The following is a 15,417-nucleotide window of genomic DNA, read 5'->3' as shown; positions in this document are numbered from 1 at the left end:
TTTTCCCGGCCATCATGATGCAAAGGAGCAATCATGTCTGATACGTTGAAAGTTGTTACGTTACTCGGAAGTCTGCGCAAAGGCTCTTTTAATGCCATGGTCGCGCGTACCCTCCCCGGCATCGCGCCCGCAGGTATGGCGGTTTCCGCGTTACCGTCCATTGGCGATATTCCACTCTATGATGCCGATGTCCAGCAGGAAGAGGGATTCCCACAAAGCGTTCAGGATATCGCGCAGCAAATTCGCGAGGCCGACGGTGTGGTCATCGTGACGCCGGAATATAACTATTCGGTTCCCGGCGGCCTGAAAAACGCCATCGACTGGCTATCTCGTCTGCCGGAACAGCCGCTGGCCGGTAAGCCGGTACTGATTCAAACCAGTTCGATGGGGGCTATTGGCGGCGCGCGCTGTCAGTACCATCTGCGCCAGATTCTGGTATTCCTCGACGCAATGGTGATGAATAAGCCCGAATTTATGGGCGGCGTGATTCAGAACAAAGTGGATCCGCAGGAGGGGAAAGTCGTCGATCAGAGCACACTCGATCATCTGAGCGGGCAGCTTAGCGCTTTTGCCGAGTATATTCAGCGGGTTAAGGCCTGACAGACGCCGTCACGCTCGCCAGAACGGGCGAGCGTGACGGCGCAGGTATTAATGCGCGTCGATAAACACAATCTTCAGCACGAACAGCAGCGAAACCACAATCACGCACGGACTGAGGTCGCGCAGGCGGCCGGTACCAATCTTCATCACGCAGTAAGAGATAAAGCCTAAGGCAATACCTTCCGTAATGGAGAAGCTGAACGGCATCATCACGGCGGTAATAAACGCAGGCACTGATTCGGTTAAATCATCCCACTTCACGCGCGCCAGGCTGGAGGTCATCAGGACGCCAACGTAAATCAGCGCACCGGCTGCGGCGTAGGCCGGGACCATACCCGCCAGCGGCGACAGGAAAATCACCAGCAGGAACAAGAGCCCAACGACCACGGCGGTTAAGCCGGTACGGCCGCCCACGGAAACGCCCGAGGACGATTCAATATAGGCGGTTACGGAAGAGGTGCCGATAAAGGAGCCGGCAACGGACGATACGCTATCGACAAACAGCGCCTGCTTCATACGCGGGAACTTGCCCTGCGCATCGGCCAGACCGGCTTTATCGGTCACGCCGATCAGCGTGCCGGAGGAGTCGAACAGGTTCACCAGCATAAACGAGAAGATCACGCCCGCCAGGCCGAGATTCAGCGAGCCCGCCAGGTCAACATGACCAATCACCGTAGTCACGCTCGGCGGCATGGAAACGATGCCCGTGTAGTGAACGTCACCCAGCATCCAGCCCAGCAGCGTGGTAACCACGATAGAAACCAGCACCGCGGCGTGAATATTGCGGGAAGCCAGAATCGCGATAATGAAGAAGCCAAGGATACCCAACAGCACGCTGTGGGACGTCAGGTTGCCGATGCTCACCAGGGTTTCCGGATTGGCGACGATCACGCCGGCGTTTTTCAGGCCCATCATACCGATAAACAGGCCGATACCGCTGGTGATGCCGATGCGCAGGCTAACCGGAATATTGGCAATCATCCAGTAGCGTACGCGGAAAATCGTCAGCAGCAGCAGGCCAACCGCGCCCCAGAAAATAGCGCCCATCCCCACCTGCCATGGCAGGCCCATTGCCTGTACCACAACAAACGCAAAAAAGGCGTTCAGGCCCATTGCCGGCGCCAGCGCCACCGGGAGGTTAGCGAATAGCCCCATCATAATGCTGCCGAATGCGGCGATCAGACAGGTTGTGACGAAAACGGCGCTGGTATCCATACCCGCCACGCCGAGAATCTGTGGGTTAACAAAAACGATGTACACCATTGTCAGAAAAGTGGTGAAACCTGCAATCGCTTCGGTGCGGGCCGTGGTGCCGTGTTCACGCAATTTGAACACGCGCTCCAGCAGACCCTGGCCAGATGACTGGCTGGTTTGTTGTTGACTCATTATCGGTTTCCGAACAAAGGAGGGAAAATTCGTCGCTATCCTATACCAAAATGCGACAATAGGGGCGGTTGTGAGATACTTTTTTTCATTGATTTTGCTTATACGGCAACGATTGCGTCTCACCAATCAGCATGACGAAAACGTTAACTTATTAAAATGGAAACGACATGACCCAACCAGAAGCAGTATTTTTCGACTGTGACGGCACGCTGGTCGACAGCGAGGTGATCTGCTCCCGCGCCTACGTTCACATGTTCAGGGAATTCGGCATTACGCTGGATTTAGAAGAGATTTTTAAGCGCTTCAAAGGCGTAAAGCTGTACGAGATTATCGATACCATTAACGCGGAGTACGGCGTTAATCTGGATAAGGCGACCCTTGAGCCGGTTTACCGCGATGAAGTCGCGCGCCTGTTTGATACTGAACTGGAAGTCATTTCTGGCGCACAGGCGCTGCTGGACGCGGTCAACGTGCCGATGTGCGTGGTCTCCAACGGCCCGGTCAGCAAAATGCAGCACTCTCTCGGTAAAACAGGCATGCTGCGCCATTTCCCCGAGCGTCTGTATAGCGGCTACGATATCCAGCGCTGGAAGCCCGATCCGGCACTGATGCTGCATGCTGCAAAAGCGATGAATGTTAACGTAGAGAACTGCATTCTGGTCGACGACTCCAGCGCAGGCGCGCAGTCGGGGATCGCGGCAGGCATGGAGGTGTTCTACTTCTGCGCCGATCCGCACAACAAGCCCATCGACCATCCGAAAGTGACGACGTTTACCCGTCTGGAAGCGCTGCCGGAACTGTGGAAAGCGCGCGGCTGGCATATTACCCGATAAAAAGCCGCAGCGTAGCGCAACCCCGGAGCGTCCCGCCTGCGCTACGCTGAGAAGGACTGCGCTTTAGTCAATTCCGCAGCCGCTGCTTTATCAGCCACAATCACCAGGGAAGGATGCAGTTTCAGCACCGAAGCCGGAACCCGCTCGCTGACTTCGCCTTCAATCACCTGTTTTAGCGCCTGCGCTTTTGCCGCTCCGCTGACGATCAGCAGCAAATTTTTCGCCGCCATAACGCTTTTCGGCCCCATCGTGACGTAGCTATCCGGCACCGCGGAGAAGTCGCCGTCCATTTCGCCATGCGCGACGAGATCCACCAAATCCCCGACGATAGGGACTTTCACCGTCGCATCGTGGAACCGCGTGGTATTCGGTAAGTTACCGCAAAAATGGCCGTCAGCGCCGAGACCCATCACCACCAGATCCAGGCCCCCCTCCTCCTGTAACCGCTGGTCGTGATGGATAAAGTTTGCATGGCTAAGCTTGTGGATATTCTCTTCCGGGATCTGAGCGGGAGTGAAAAACAGGCTGCGCAGATTGGAAATGGTCACCCCTTCGCGATCCTGTCCGCGGAACGGGATCTCATCAAAATTGTAATAATGGGCCTGAGAATAGAAGGATTTGCCTTTAATCGCTGCCGTCAGATGTTCATACATTTTCTTCGGCGTACTGCCTGCCGTTACCGCCAGATTCTTCCTCCGCGGCGCGGTGATGTAGCCTAAAACATGATGGCTGGCGACCAGGCTCATCTCGGCATAATCTTCCGTCACGATTAACTTCATGTTATCTCCCTGAATATAATGAAGACAGGGAGCCAGGGATCTGGCTCCTTGATTTTATTTGAACAGCTTCTGCACGAACTCGGCGTAGGCTGGGCGCCAGACGTCCATTTCGTGGTTCAGGCCCGGAAACTCGTGGTAGTCAAATTTGATGTTCTGCTTCTCCAGCTCCGCTTTCAGCCCGGCGATATCTTTACCGGTGACCGCGTCTTTCTCACCCACGACGACGGTGAAATTACGCAGCTGCTTATTGATCGCCTGCGGGTTTTTTAGCTGCGCCTCGACGCCGGCATCCGGCACCGTGGTTGTCGTTACGCCGCTGAAGGTCGCCAGCCAGCCGAAGTTCTCCAGATGGTTCATTCCCGAGACCAGCGCCTGATAACCGCCCTGCGACAGCCCGGCAAGCGCCCGGCCATCCGCGTCTTTCCGCACATTAAAGCGGGCATCAATCAGCGGAATAATATCGTTCATCAGCTCTTTATCCGCCGCTTTCGCATTCAGCGGATAGAAGGTTTTACGCCGTTCCTGCGGCGGGAAGTTTTCCGCAACCGCTTCAGGAATATCGGTTTCGGTATCCGGCACCACCACCAGCATGGGCTTGATTTTGCCTTCCGCCAACAGGTTATCCATGATTTGCGGGATACGCCCCTGATCGATGGCCGACAGGCCGCTGTCGCCAAAACCGTGATAGAAATAGAGCACCGGCAGCGGCTCGCCGGTACCGGTATAGCCCGGCGGCGTCCACACGTAGGCACGGCGTTCAGAATTCAGCGCCTTTGAGTGGTAGGTCAAGGTGCGTAGTTCCCCATGAGCCACCGCGCGATCGTCAAGAATGCTGCCGGGTACCAGAATCAGGCTGGTATTCACCTGACGCTGGGGTTTCTGATAGCGGCTACCGGTATCGACTGAACGGAATCCGTCGACATCAAAATAGTATTCGTAGAGGTTGGGCGCCAGAGCTTCACTTTTCCATGTCCAGATCCCCTGTTCATCTTTGGCCATATCGTGGGAGACGAAGGTGTCCGGCGTTGCCCCCGTCACCACGGATACCCGTTTTGCGTCCGGGGCAAACAGGCGGAAGGTGATACTCTTATCGCCGTTAACCTGCGTAATATACTGGCTGACCGCGATCGCCGCGCTCGGCGTGACCGGAAACGGCGCAGCATGAGCAGTAAACGCTGCGCCCGCTAGCGCCAGAGCGAAGTAAATAGCATGTCGTTTCATCGTTATTCCTCTTTAGAATTTTGTCCTGGCCATTGCCAGCCTTACCACCAGATTTCAGCCTGGGCGCCAACGGCAAACTGATCGTTCTTACCATCTTCAAAAATGCTGCTGGTGTTGCTGTTAGCGGCCTTATCCAGGTCGATATCCTTCGCTTTAATATAAGTCGCATAGAAACGAATTTCCGGGCGTGAGGTCAGCATACTGGTATTCACTTTAAAGGTATGGAACAGGGTGGTTTTGTAACCGGATTCGTTATATTTCTTGTCGGTGATATCTTTGTTCTGCTGTTTGAAATAGCCCAGTTCGACGCCGGTCTGGTTATATTTATCCCAGATCCAGGCCGGACGAACGACGGCGCGAATAGATTCGAAATCGGAGTGCGCGCCAGTCTCGTAGCTGTAGATATCATTACCAAAGGAGTAAACGATGGCGTTAGCCATAATGATGTTATCACTCAGATAGGTTTCCCCCTGGGAGGTCAAACGAACGGCGGTGCCGTTGGTATGATCGCCATAGTATCTGCCGTTAAAGGTGGTATACGGACTGGATCCCGCATAGCGCGAGAAGCTACTGGCGATAGAGTTGTTCGCCAGCAGGAATGAAAACTCGTTAAACCCGCCGTTATCGAATTTCTGCGTTAACGACGTTCCCGCCATCCAGGTATCTTTCCATTCATAATACCCATTATTACCTTCATTATATTTTTCTGATGAGCTCTGATTTGCCGCGACATAGCGGCCGGTCACCATTAATGAGGCTTTATCCCAGAGAGGGATTTCTTTATAGCGGATATCAATGGTATTGGTGTTAAGTTGCTGGCTTTTGGTCAACGTACGGTTGTAATCATCAACGTCCTCGCGTACCAGCGCAATATCAAACTTACCCGCGCCCACCTTCCAGTTTTCAAGGCCAACGCCTGCTGCGGCATCGGTTCTCTGCGTTTTCCAGTCCAGCATCTGGATTTCAATTTTCGGCGCGCCGTGCTTGCCGACCCAGAAATCCGCTTCCGGCGCAAACGGCAGGAAACCTTTGGTATTGACGTACATATCAGAGAACTGCATATAGTTCTCGCCGCCAGCGTTATCCCCGAACCAGCCGCTGGAATACTGCTGCCCGACGTTACCGTCTAACATCACGATCGCATCAACACGCTTATTGCCTTCCTGATAGACCCGCTGCTTAAGCTGTAAATCAAACCAGCCAGAGTATTCGTTACCAAAGCGGCCAAGCGAACCAATCGCCCACGATTTTGGCGATCCATGAGAAGCGGTTCCCCAACCGGAACGGTAATAGCCGTTATAGCTGAAGCCAATTTCATCCTTCACGAACTGACTGAAATCCTTCATCGTCATGGAGCTATAGATAGACTCGCCGTTAGCCGCGGGTTGTTCATTTTTCACCAGCACCGCCGCCGGTTTTTGGGCGGCGCGGGCCGGCGCTGGCGAGCTTACGGCCTGCCGAGCCGCGCTCGTTTTATTTCCGCCCGGCTGCGTATTGGCGACCCAGATTTGATTTCTGGCTTTCTCTTCATCTTTATATTTTTTAAGTTCGGACTGCGTATCCTTAAGCGCCTTTTCCAGAAGCTCAAGGCGCTGTTCAACCGTCAACGATGCCGCCATAGCATGGGAGGAATAAGCGATCGGTGCCATAATAATAATGGCAGATGTAATCAGATTTCTTTTAAACATAAGGTCCCTTTATATAAAATGAGTGCAGCTGAATATCGTGAAAAATAACGACCAGCGCGAAGGCATGGTTTATCCTCAGACATTTTTTCATCGCATAAAAAAACCTGAAGAAAACTCCCTGCATAAAACAGAGGCGATTTTCTTCAGGTTTTGCCCGCACGGCGGTAACAACCCCATTCATCTACTGCGGGTGGATCATTTGGCAAAAAAAAACCTGACATCACCAGATTAAAGGTGATGTCAGGTTTTGCCTGCTTACGCAGTAACAATCCGCCGTTTCCATTCGGGCCTTGTAACGACAAGTCACCCGATTGATAAACCGTATTGTTACGCTATAAAAATAAAACCACAATTAGTGAAATTGTTATTTGTGACGACAATCGCACCGTTATTGTTAATGGAAAAATAACTTAAACATATATCATAACTAATTCTGATATGTCCTTTTATCAGAATTAGTCTCTGTGATTTATTACTCTTTGGGATCTTTTCCCGCCAGCAGTTTATCCAGCTCGTCACCGCCAACGTGACGGAAATCCTGACCTTTGACGAAGTAGAAAATATATTCGCAGATATTCTGGCAACGATCGCCGATACGCTCAATCGAGCGGGCGCAGAACAGCGCGGTCAACACGCTTGGAATAGTGCGCGAATCTTCCATCATATAGGTCATCAACTGACGTACGATGCCTTCATATTCCTGGTCAACTTTCTTATCTTCGCGATAAATACGCACGGCTTCATCAAGGTCCATACGCGCAAAGGCATCCAGTACATCGTGCAGCATCTGCACGGTATGGCGCCCCAGCGATTCCAGGCTTACCAGCAGCGGCTGATGCTGCTGGGAGAATTTTTCCAGCGCGGTGCGGCAGATTTTATCCGCGACGTCGCCGATACGTTCCAGCTCGGCGATGGTTTTGATAATCGCCATCACCAGGCGCAGGTCGCTGGCGGTTGGCTGACGCTTGGCGATGATGCGTACGCAGGCTTCATCGATCGCGACTTCCATCATATTGACCTGCTTATCGCCGTCGATAACGCGCTTCGCCAGCTCGCTGTCCTGGTTATGCATCGCGGTGATCGCATCAGAAAGCTGCTGTTCCACCAGCCCACCCATGGTCATGACCTGGGTGCGGATGTACTCCAGTTCGGCGTTAAACTGGCCGGAAATATGTTTGTTAAGATTTAGGTTATCCATAGTATCTCCTGATTGCCCAATAGGTTAGAGCCTGAAAGCAGAAGGGCAATCAACCGTAGCGGCCAGTAATGTAATCTTCAGTTTGCTTCTTAGCGGGCTTGGTAAACAGATCGTCCGTGTTGCTGAATTCAATCAGCTCGCCAAGATACATAAATGCCGTATGGTCGGAACAACGCGCGGCCTGCTGCATGTTGTGGGTCACGATAACGACGGTGTAATCCTGTTTCAGTTCGGTAATCAGCTCTTCAATACGCCCGGTAGAGATCGGGTCCAGCGCCGAGCAGGGCTCATCCAGCAGTAAGACTTCCGGACGAATAGCGATACCACGCGCGATGCACAGACGCTGCTGCTGACCACCGGAGAGAGAATATCCGCTCTGATGCAGTTTATCTTTGGTTTCATTCCACAATGCGGCTTTGGTCAAAGCCCACTGCACTCGCTCGTCCATATCCGCGCGGGAGAGTTTCTCAAACAGGCGTACACCAAAGGCGATGTTGTCATAAATCGACATCGGGAACGGCGTCGGCTTCTGGAACACCATCCCCACTTTGGCGCGCAGCAGGGCGATATCCTGGGTGTTGGTGAGAATATTATCGCCATCCAGCAGAATTTCGCCTTCCGCGCGCTGCTCCGGGTACAGCTCAAACATTTTGTTGAACGTACGCAGCAGCGTGGATTTACCGCAGCCTGACGGACCGATAAACGCCGTAACCTGGTTTTTGGTGATATCCAGGTTGATGTTTTTCAGGGCATGGAATTTTCCGTAGTAGAAGTTCAGATTACGTACTGAAAGTTTACCCGGGGTCGTATTCACCATACTCATCTCGTTCTCTTCCTCATTCGGCGCCGCGTTTCGCCGCGCCGCAAAAATTAACCGTGTTTATTCTTCGCGAAAATAACGCGCGCCAGAATGTTCAGCAGCAATACGCACAGGGTGATAATCAAGACCCCGGCCCATGCCAGTTGCTGCCACTCCGCAAACGGACTCATGGCAAATTTGAAAATCGTTACCGGCAGGTTAGCGATCGGCTGCATCATATCGGTGCTCCAGAACTGATTGGAGAGCGCGGTAAACAGCAGCGGCGCCGTTTCCCCGGCGATACGGGCGATGGCCAGCAGGATACCGGTCATAATGCCCGATACCGATGCCTTCAGGGTGATCGCAGAAATCATGCGCCACTTCGGCGTACCCAGCGCATAAGCCGCCTCGCGCAGGCTGTCCGGAACCAGCTTCAGCATGTTTTCAGTGGTACGAATAACGATAGGCACCTGCAGCAGCGCCAGCGCAATCACGCCCGCCCAGCCGGAAAAGTGCTGCATTTGCGCAACGACGATGGTGTACACAAACAGACCGACGACAATCGACGGCGCGGAAAGCAGGATATCGTTAATAAACCGAATCACTTCCGCCAGCCAGGATTTACGGCCATATTCCGCCAGATAAATCCCCGCCAGAATGCCCAGAGGGGTACCGATAACCGTCGACCACAGAATCAACAATCCGCTACCTGTCAGGGCGTTTGCCAGACCGCCGCCCGCCGTATTTGGCGGCGGGGTCATTTCGGTAAACAGCGCCAGGCTCATGCCGTCGATGCCGCGGGTAACGGTGGACATCAGGATCCAGATAAGCCAGAACAGGCCAAACGCCATGGTCGCCATCGATAGCGTCAGGGCGAGGCGGTTTTTCATGCGGCGTTTTGCCTGCATTTTGCGGCGAGACTCCGCCAGCTCCGCGGTGGTTTGTAGTTCAATCGTCGCCATTAGCGTGCCCCCTCGTTCTTAGCCAGACGCATAATCATAAACTTCGATGCGGCAAGAACAATAAAGGTAATAACGAAGAGAATCAGGCCCAGCTCCATCAATGCGGCAACGTGCAGCCCGGTTTCCGCCTCGGCAAACTCATTGGCCAGCGCGGAGGTGATGCTGTTGCCTGGCATATATAATGAAACGCTATCAAGCTGGTAGGTGTTGCCGATAATAAAGGTCACCGCCATGGTTTCCCCCAGCGCGCGCCCCAGTCCGAGCATCACTCCGCCGATAACGCCGTTTTTGGTAAAGGGCAGAACGATACGCCAGATAACTTCCCACGTTGTACAGCCGATACCGTATGCCGACTCTTTCATCATCACCGGCGTCTGTTCAAAGACGTCACGCATAACGGCCGCGATATAAGGGATGATCATGATGGCCAGAATCACGCCTGCCGCCAGAATACCGATACCAAATGCCGGGCCCGCAAAGAGCGCGCCAACGAACGGAATGGTCGAGAGAACGTTGCCAACTGGCTCCTGGAAGTAGGTCGCAAACAGCGGGGCGAAAATAAACAGACCCCACATGCCGTATACGATACTGGGAATCGCGGCCAGCAGCTCAATGGCGATACCCAGCGGGCGCTTGAGCCAGGCGGGTGACAGTTCGGTCAAAAACAGCGCGATACCGAAGCTCACCGGCACGGCGATCAGCAGCGCGATAAATGAGGTGACCAGCGTTCCGTAAATAGGCACCAGGGCACCGAAAATCTGGTTCGGCGCATCCCACTCTTTGGTCCACAGAAAGGCAAAGCCGAATTTCTCAATGCTTGGCCAGGACGAGATGATAAGGGAGACGATGATGCCGCCAAGCATCAATAGCACAATCAGCGCCGCCAGTTTTACCAGCACGCTGAAAATTATGTCACCCTTTTTCCCCGGAGGGTTAAATGCCGGCTTGGTTGCAGCCATAAGTTACTCTTCAGTTTCGGGCCAGAAAAAATCGTAGTTTACTGATCTTTCTGACAAAGGTAATGCCATACCCTAAATAATTCGAGCTGCAGGCAAGCGCTGCCAACGCGCCTGTAGCTCGAAGTATGACGGGTATTAGTACAGCGCTTTACCGCTGCTATCCTTGACGTTGGTCTTCCATGCCGCGCGAACCTGCTCAACCACGCTTTCCGGCAGGGTTGCATAATCCAGCGCGTTAGCCTCTTTACCGCCGTTTTTATACGCCCAGTCGAAGAACTTCAGCACTTCAGCGGTCTGCTCTGGCTTGTTGGAAGCCTTGTGAACCAGAATGAAGGTGGTCGAGGTAATCGGCCATGCGTTGTCGCCTTTCTGGTTAGTCAGATCCTGTGCAAAGGATTTGCTCCAGTCGATTTCTTTCGCCGCGTTAGCGAAGTTATCTTCAGTCGGGCTCACCGGCTTGCCATCGGCGGACAGCAGTTTGGTGTAAGCGAGGTTATTCTGTTTTGCGTAGGCATATTCGACGTAGCCGATAGAACCCGGCAGACGCTGAACAAACGCGGCGATGCCGTCGTTGCCCTTACCGCCCAGTCCGGTCGGCCAGTTTACGGTTGAACCCGCGCCGATTTTAGATTTCCACTCTTCGTTCACCTTCGCCAGATAGCTGGTGAAAACGAAGGAAGTACCAGAACCATCGGCACGACGAACAACGGCGATATTCTGAGAAGGCAGCTTCATGCCCGGGTTGAGTTTAGCAATCGCTGCATCATCCCATTTTTTGATTTTGCCAAGGTAGATATCACCCAGCGTTTTACCATCAAGCACCAGCTCGCCGGATTTCACGCCAGGCAGGTTAATCGCCAGCACCACGCCGCCGATTACGGTCGGGAACTGGAACAGACCTTCCTGAGCCAGTTTATCGTCAGCCAGAGGGGCATCAGAAGCGCCAAAGTCTACGGTGTTGGCCGTAATTTGTTTTACGCCGCCAGAGGAGCCGATACCCTGGTAATTGACTTTATTACCCGTTTCTTTGTTATAGGTATCTGCCCACTTGGCATACACCGGCGCGGGGAAAGTTGCGCCTGCGCCAGTCAGGCTTGCTGCTGCAAAAACAGAGAAAGCGCTCATCGATAAGGTCGCGGCGACAACTGTTGCGACGGTGGTACGCATAACGTTCATAATGTCTCCTGCTGGATTCGTAAACCATTGTTTCGAAGCTATGGTGAGCAAAATAGGACAAACAGGTGACAGTAAAATGTACGAATTATTACAGTTTTATGACAGGCGAAAAGGCGGGATTTCACGCTAAATAAAAACAATACAAATCATATTGTTAATAAAGATAATGAGGAAAAGATTGCCGAAAAATTTTATTTTTATGACGGCAAAAAAGCGTCTCAAAAATGACAGACTGTCATAAAACGGGTGGGATCTCGCCGTTCGCCGCAAATAAAAAGGGCTGCCGGACGGCAGCCCTGTCACGATGTAAAAACCGTTATTCCACGGTAACCGATTTCGCCAGGTTACGCGGCTGGTCAACGTCAGTCCCTTTGATCAGCGCGACGTGATACGCCAGCAGCTGCAGCGGTACGGTGTAGAAGATTGGCGCGATAACCTCTTCAACGTGCGGCATCTCGATGATGTGCATATTGTCGCTGCTGGTGAAACCCGCATCGCCGTCAGCAAAGACGTACAGCTGGCCGCCGCGGGCGCGAACTTCTTCAATGTTGGATTTCAGTTTTTCCAGCAGTTCGTTGTTCGGCGCCACCACCACTACCGGCATCTCAGCGTCAATCAGCGCCAGCGGACCATGCTTCAGCTCACCGGCAGCATAGGCTTCTGCGTGAATATAGGAGATCTCTTTCAGCTTCAGCGCCCCTTCGAGGGCGATGGGATACTGATCGCCGCGTCCAAGGAACAGCGCGTGGTGTTTGTCAGAGAAATTCTCAGCCAGCGCTTCGATACGCTTATCCTGCGAAAGCACCTGCTCAATGCGGCTCGGCAGCGCCTGCAGGCCATGCACGATCTCGTGTTCGATAGCGGCGTCCTGGCCTTTGAGGCGCGCCAGTTTCGCCACCAGCATCAGCAGAACGGTCAGCTGCGTAGTGAAGGCTTTGGTCGAGGCGACGCCGATTTCCGTTCCGGCGTTGGTCATCATCGCCAGATCGGATTCACGCACCAGAGAGGAACCAGGCACATTACAAATCGCCAGCGAGCCCAGATAGCCCAGCTCTTTCGACAGGCGCAGACCGGCCAGCGTATCTGCCGTTTCGCCTGACTGAGAGAGGGTGATCATCAGGCTGTTGCGACGCACGGCCGATTTGCGGTAGCGGAACTCGGAGGCAATTTCGACATCGCACGGTACCCCTGCCAGCGACTCAAACCAGTAGCGGGAAACCATACCTGAGTTATAGGAGGTGCCGCAGGCGATGATCTGAATATGCTCAACCTGCGACAGCAGCTCGTTAGCCTGCGGGCCCAGCTCGCTTAAATCAACCTCACCATGGCTAATGCGCCCGGAAAGGGTATTTTTGATAGCGTTCGGCTGCTCGTAGATCTCTTTTTGCATGTAGTGGCGATAGATACCTTTATCGCCCGCATCGTACTGCAGATTGGATTCGATGTCCGGGCGCTGCACTTCGGCGCCGGATTTATCAAAGATAGTCACCGAACGGCGGGTAACCTCAGCAATATCGCCCTCTTCGAGGAAGATAAAGCGGCGGGTAACCGGCAGCAGCGCCAGCTGATCGGAGGCAATGAAGTTTTCCCCCATCCCCAGGCCAACGACCAGCGGGCTGCCTGAACGAGCGGCCAGCAGCGTACCCGGATCGCGGGTATCCATGATCACGGTGCCGTAAGCGCCACGCAGCTGCGGGATGGTTCGCAGAACGGCTTCACGCAGGGTGCCACCTTGTTCCAGCTCCCAGTGAACGAGATGCGCAATCACTTCCGTGTCAGTCTCGGAGACAAAAACGTAGCCTCGCGACTGCAACAGCTCGCGCAGCGGCTCATGGTTTTCGATGATCCCGTTATGCACCACCACAATATGGTCAGAAACATGCGGATGCGCGTTACCTTCAGACGGTTCGCCGTGCGTCGCCCAGCGGGTATGGGCAATCCCGGTACCGCCGTGCAACGGATGTTCTTCCAGTGCCTGGGCCAGCATCTGTACTTTCCCAAGGCGACGAACGCGGTTCATATGACCTTCGTTATCGACGACTGCCAGACCGGCAGAGTCGTAACCGCGGTATTCCAGACGACGTAAACCTTCGAGAAGGATTTCAGCAATATCACGCTGCGCGACTGCGCCAACAATTCCACACATAGTTTTTCATTCCGATTTTGGCTGTATGCCATACGTTGTCGGTCAACCTGTTTACCCGAATTTCGGGCGCCCCGAGCCTTGTAGAGAGTGGGGTTATTTTTATGGGTACTGCCGTGGGGGGAGGATTATGTTATCCCCTCACCCCGCTCTTTCTCCCCGAAAGGGCGAAAGAGAAATAGCGTTACTTTTTCTTCACCGGGCGCTGCCAGCCCTGTTTATGGACCTGCGGCACGCGGCTTAACACTAATTCATTATCGGCAACGTCACGCGTTACCGTTGTTCCTGCGGCAATGGTGACGCCATTGCCGACGGTCACCGGCGCGACCAGCTGGCTGTCAGAGCCAACAAACACGTCATCGCCAATCACCGTTTTGTGCTTATTTGCGCCATCATAGTTACAGGTGATGGTGCCCGCGCCGATATTGACGTTATCGCCAATCTCGGCGTCTCCGAGATAGGAGAGATGCCCGGCTTTTGTGCCTTTACCCAAGCGCGCCTTTTTAATTTCGACAAAGTTGCCAACGTGCGCGCCTTCCAGAAGCTCAGCGCCTGGGCGCAGCCGCGCGAACGGTCCAATGGTACAGGCGGCTTCCAGATGCGCATCCTCCACCACGGTATAGGGGCTAATCTCGCAATCATCACCAATGGTGCTGTTCTTGATGACGCAGCCAGCGCCGATCTTGACCCGATCCCCCAGCACCACGTCACCTTCGAGGATAACGTTAGTATCAATTTCGACATCGCGCCCGTGTTTCAGCACGCCGCGCAGATCAAAACGCGCCGGATCGCGCAGCATAACGCCCGCGAGCAGCAGCTTTTCAGCCTGTTCAGACTGCCAGACGCGTTCAAGGCGGGAGAGCTGCAGGCGGTTATTCACGCCTTCCACTTCGCTTAACCGTTGCGGATGTACAGCGGTAATTTCACGACCTTCTTGATAGGCCATGGCGATAATGTCGGTGATGTAGTATTCGCCCTGAACGTTGTTGTTGGTGAGCTTAGCCAGCCAGCGTTTAAGATCCGCCCCGTTGGCGACCAGAATCCCGGTATTAATTTCCTGAATCAGGCGCTGCTCTTCGCTGGCGTCTTTATGTTCAACAATACCCGTCACCGCGCCGTTATCGCGCGTAATGCGGCCATAGCCGGTCGGATCGTCCAGCTTCACCGTCAACAGGCCGATACCGCCCTGCGGTTTCGCGTCCCGCAGGCGCTGTAATGTTTCGACGGAAATAAGCGGCACGTCGCCGTACAGCATCAGGATATCTTCATCGTCGCTGAAGAACGGCGCCGCCTGCTGCATAGCGTGGCCGGTACCAAGCTGTTCGGCCTGTAGAACCCAGTTAAGATTGTCTTCGCGCAGCGTCTGGCGAAGCAGGTCGCCGCCGTGCCCGTACACCAGATGTACGGCGGATGCCCCTAATTCTTTAGCCGCATCAATAACATGCTGCACCATCGGCTTTCCGGCCAGTGAATGCAACACCTTAGGAAGATCGGAATACATGCGGGTACCTTTGCCTGCGGCAAGAATAACCACGCTCATCGGACTGTTTGACATACGCATCCTGACTGCTGTTAGAACGAAAAGTAAAAGCCTTTCACGTTGAAATATCTACATATTTTTCATCATGAAACGAGACGAAGATAAAACGCACAAGCGTAACGCTATACACCAT

At 53.7% G+C, this 15,417-nt stretch carries 14 protein-coding genes; 3 read left to right on the top strand and 11 right to left on the bottom strand.

Annotated features, from left to right (window positions below; genetic code table 11):
* Positions 1 to 33: 33 nt before the first annotated feature.
* A complete protein-coding gene (locus GUC22_RS27160) occupies positions 34 to 600 on the top strand; it encodes an NADPH-dependent FMN reductase (protein WP_004855733.1) in 567 nt (188 codons plus the stop codon).
* 48 nt (positions 601 to 648) lie between these two features.
* Here the strand turns inward: GUC22_RS27160 and adeP are convergent, their stop codons facing one another.
* On the bottom strand, positions 649 to 1,986 hold the full coding sequence (gene adeP / locus GUC22_RS27155; protein WP_004127003.1) for an adenine permease AdeP: 1,338 nt from the start codon (positions 1,984 to 1,986) through the stop codon (positions 649 to 651).
* A gap of 167 nt (positions 1,987 to 2,153) precedes the next feature.
* Between adeP and yieH the strand changes: the two genes are divergently transcribed.
* Positions 2,154 to 2,819 carry a 6-phosphogluconate phosphatase gene (gene yieH / locus GUC22_RS27150; RefSeq protein WP_049087043.1) on the top strand — a complete coding sequence of 222 codons (666 nt, stop codon included), beginning with the start codon at positions 2,154 to 2,156 and terminating at the stop codon, positions 2,817 to 2,819.
* Between the two features lie 41 nt (positions 2,820 to 2,860).
* Here the strand turns inward: yieH and GUC22_RS27145 are convergent, their stop codons facing one another.
* The 3 genes from GUC22_RS27145 to GUC22_RS27135 are packed head-to-tail and all read right to left on the bottom strand — an operon-like array spanning position 2,861 to position 6,507.
* Positions 2,861 to 3,598 carry a glucosamine-6-phosphate deaminase gene (locus tag GUC22_RS27145; protein WP_024360539.1) on the bottom strand — a complete coding sequence of 246 codons (738 nt, stop codon included), beginning with the start codon at positions 3,596 to 3,598 and terminating at the stop codon, positions 2,861 to 2,863.
* Between the two features lie 54 nt (positions 3,599 to 3,652).
* Entirely contained in the window at positions 3,653 to 4,819 is a 1,167-nt protein-coding gene (locus GUC22_RS27140; RefSeq protein ID WP_049090280.1) for an esterase, read from the bottom strand.
* A 41-nt stretch (positions 4,820 to 4,860) separates the two neighbouring features.
* Positions 4,861 to 6,507: a carbohydrate porin gene (locus GUC22_RS27135; RefSeq protein WP_160183875.1), complete on the bottom strand. Its 1,647-nt coding sequence runs from the start codon at positions 6,505 to 6,507 to the stop codon at positions 4,861 to 4,863.
* Between the two features lie 37 nt (positions 6,508 to 6,544).
* On the opposite strand from GUC22_RS27135, the gene GUC22_RS27130 reads away from it, so the two are divergent.
* Positions 6,545 to 6,739: a hypothetical protein gene (locus GUC22_RS27130; protein ID WP_128804966.1), complete on the top strand. Its 195-nt coding sequence runs from the start codon at positions 6,545 to 6,547 to the stop codon at positions 6,737 to 6,739.
* A gap of 240 nt (positions 6,740 to 6,979) precedes the next feature.
* On the opposite strand, the gene phoU is transcribed toward GUC22_RS27130, so the two are convergent.
* From phoU to glmU, 7 genes are all read right to left on the bottom strand, one after another.
* On the bottom strand, positions 6,980 to 7,705 hold the full coding sequence (phoU, locus tag GUC22_RS27125; RefSeq protein WP_004107251.1) for a phosphate signaling complex protein PhoU: 726 nt from the start codon (positions 7,703 to 7,705) through the stop codon (positions 6,980 to 6,982).
* A gap of 49 nt (positions 7,706 to 7,754) precedes the next feature.
* The gene (pstB, locus tag GUC22_RS27120) at positions 7,755 to 8,528 is read right to left on the bottom strand and encodes a phosphate ABC transporter ATP-binding protein PstB (protein WP_004107254.1); all 774 of its coding nucleotides are present in this window, start codon (positions 8,526 to 8,528) and stop codon (positions 7,755 to 7,757) included.
* Positions 8,529 to 8,575: 47 nt separating this feature from the next.
* The gene (gene pstA, locus GUC22_RS27115) at positions 8,576 to 9,466 is read right to left on the bottom strand and encodes a phosphate ABC transporter permease PstA (protein WP_160183874.1); all 891 of its coding nucleotides are present in this window, start codon (positions 9,464 to 9,466) and stop codon (positions 8,576 to 8,578) included.
* Positions 9,466 to 10,425, bottom strand: a complete 960-nt coding sequence (gene pstC / locus GUC22_RS27110; RefSeq protein ID WP_004871867.1) for a phosphate ABC transporter permease PstC — start codon at positions 10,423 to 10,425, stop codon at positions 9,466 to 9,468. Before pstC ends, pstA begins: the two co-directional genes overlap by 1 nt.
* Before the next feature lie 135 nt (positions 10,426 to 10,560).
* Entirely contained in the window at positions 10,561 to 11,601 is a 1,041-nt protein-coding gene (pstS, locus tag GUC22_RS27105; RefSeq protein ID WP_004127017.1) for a phosphate ABC transporter substrate-binding protein PstS, read from the bottom strand.
* 316 nt (positions 11,602 to 11,917) lie between these two features.
* Positions 11,918 to 13,747: a glutamine--fructose-6-phosphate transaminase (isomerizing) gene (gene glmS / locus GUC22_RS27100; RefSeq protein WP_131930601.1), complete on the bottom strand. Its 1,830-nt coding sequence runs from the start codon at positions 13,745 to 13,747 to the stop codon at positions 11,918 to 11,920.
* A 181-nt stretch (positions 13,748 to 13,928) separates the two neighbouring features.
* Positions 13,929 to 15,299, bottom strand: coding sequence for a bifunctional UDP-N-acetylglucosamine diphosphorylase/glucosamine-1-phosphate N-acetyltransferase GlmU (gene glmU, locus GUC22_RS27095; protein ID WP_024360536.1), 1,371 nt, complete (start codon positions 15,297 to 15,299; stop codon positions 13,929 to 13,931).
* Between the last annotated feature and the right edge of the window lie 118 nt (positions 15,300 to 15,417).

Source organism: Klebsiella sp. MPUS7 (assembly GCF_009905335.1).
Classification (GTDB): domain Bacteria; phylum Pseudomonadota; class Gammaproteobacteria; order Enterobacterales; family Enterobacteriaceae; genus Klebsiella; species Klebsiella grimontii.
This window is presented reverse-complemented; position numbering and strand designations above follow the sequence as displayed.

What these genes read in the sequence shown, in the direction of transcription:
- GUC22_RS27160 (WP_004855733.1), top strand. Translation starts at nt 34, where the DNA reads ATGTCTGATACGTTGAAAGTTGTTACGTTACTCGGAAGTCTGCGCAAA.
- adeP (WP_004127003.1), bottom strand. Translation starts at nt 1,986, where the DNA reads ATGAGTCAACAACAAACCAGCCAGTCATCTGGCCAGGGTCTGCTGGAG.
- yieH (WP_049087043.1), top strand. Translation starts at nt 2,154, where the DNA reads ATGACCCAACCAGAAGCAGTATTTTTCGACTGTGACGGCACGCTGGTC.
- GUC22_RS27145 (WP_024360539.1), bottom strand. Translation starts at nt 3,598, where the DNA reads ATGAAGTTAATCGTGACGGAAGATTATGCCGAGATGAGCCTGGTCGCC.
- GUC22_RS27140 (WP_049090280.1), bottom strand. Translation starts at nt 4,819, where the DNA reads ATGAAACGACATGCTATTTACTTCGCTCTGGCGCTAGCGGGCGCAGCG.
- GUC22_RS27135 (WP_160183875.1), bottom strand. Translation starts at nt 6,507, where the DNA reads ATGTTTAAAAGAAATCTGATTACATCTGCCATTATTATTATGGCACCG.
- phoU (WP_004107251.1), bottom strand. Translation starts at nt 7,705, where the DNA reads ATGGATAACCTAAATCTTAACAAACATATTTCCGGCCAGTTTAACGCC.
- pstB (WP_004107254.1), bottom strand. Translation starts at nt 8,528, where the DNA reads ATGAGTATGGTGAATACGACCCCGGGTAAACTTTCAGTACGTAATCTG.
- pstA (WP_160183874.1), bottom strand. Translation starts at nt 9,466, where the DNA reads ATGGCGACGATTGAACTACAAACCACCGCGGAGCTGGCGGAGTCTCGC.
- pstC (WP_004871867.1), bottom strand. Translation starts at nt 10,425, where the DNA reads ATGGCTGCAACCAAGCCGGCATTTAACCCTCCGGGGAAAAAGGGTGAC.
- pstS (WP_004127017.1), bottom strand. Translation starts at nt 11,601, where the DNA reads ATGAACGTTATGCGTACCACCGTCGCAACAGTTGTCGCCGCGACCTTA.
- glmS (WP_131930601.1), bottom strand. Translation starts at nt 13,747, where the DNA reads ATGTGTGGAATTGTTGGCGCAGTCGCGCAGCGTGATATTGCTGAAATC.
- glmU (WP_024360536.1), bottom strand. Translation starts at nt 15,299, where the DNA reads ATGTCAAACAGTCCGATGAGCGTGGTTATTCTTGCCGCAGGCAAAGGT.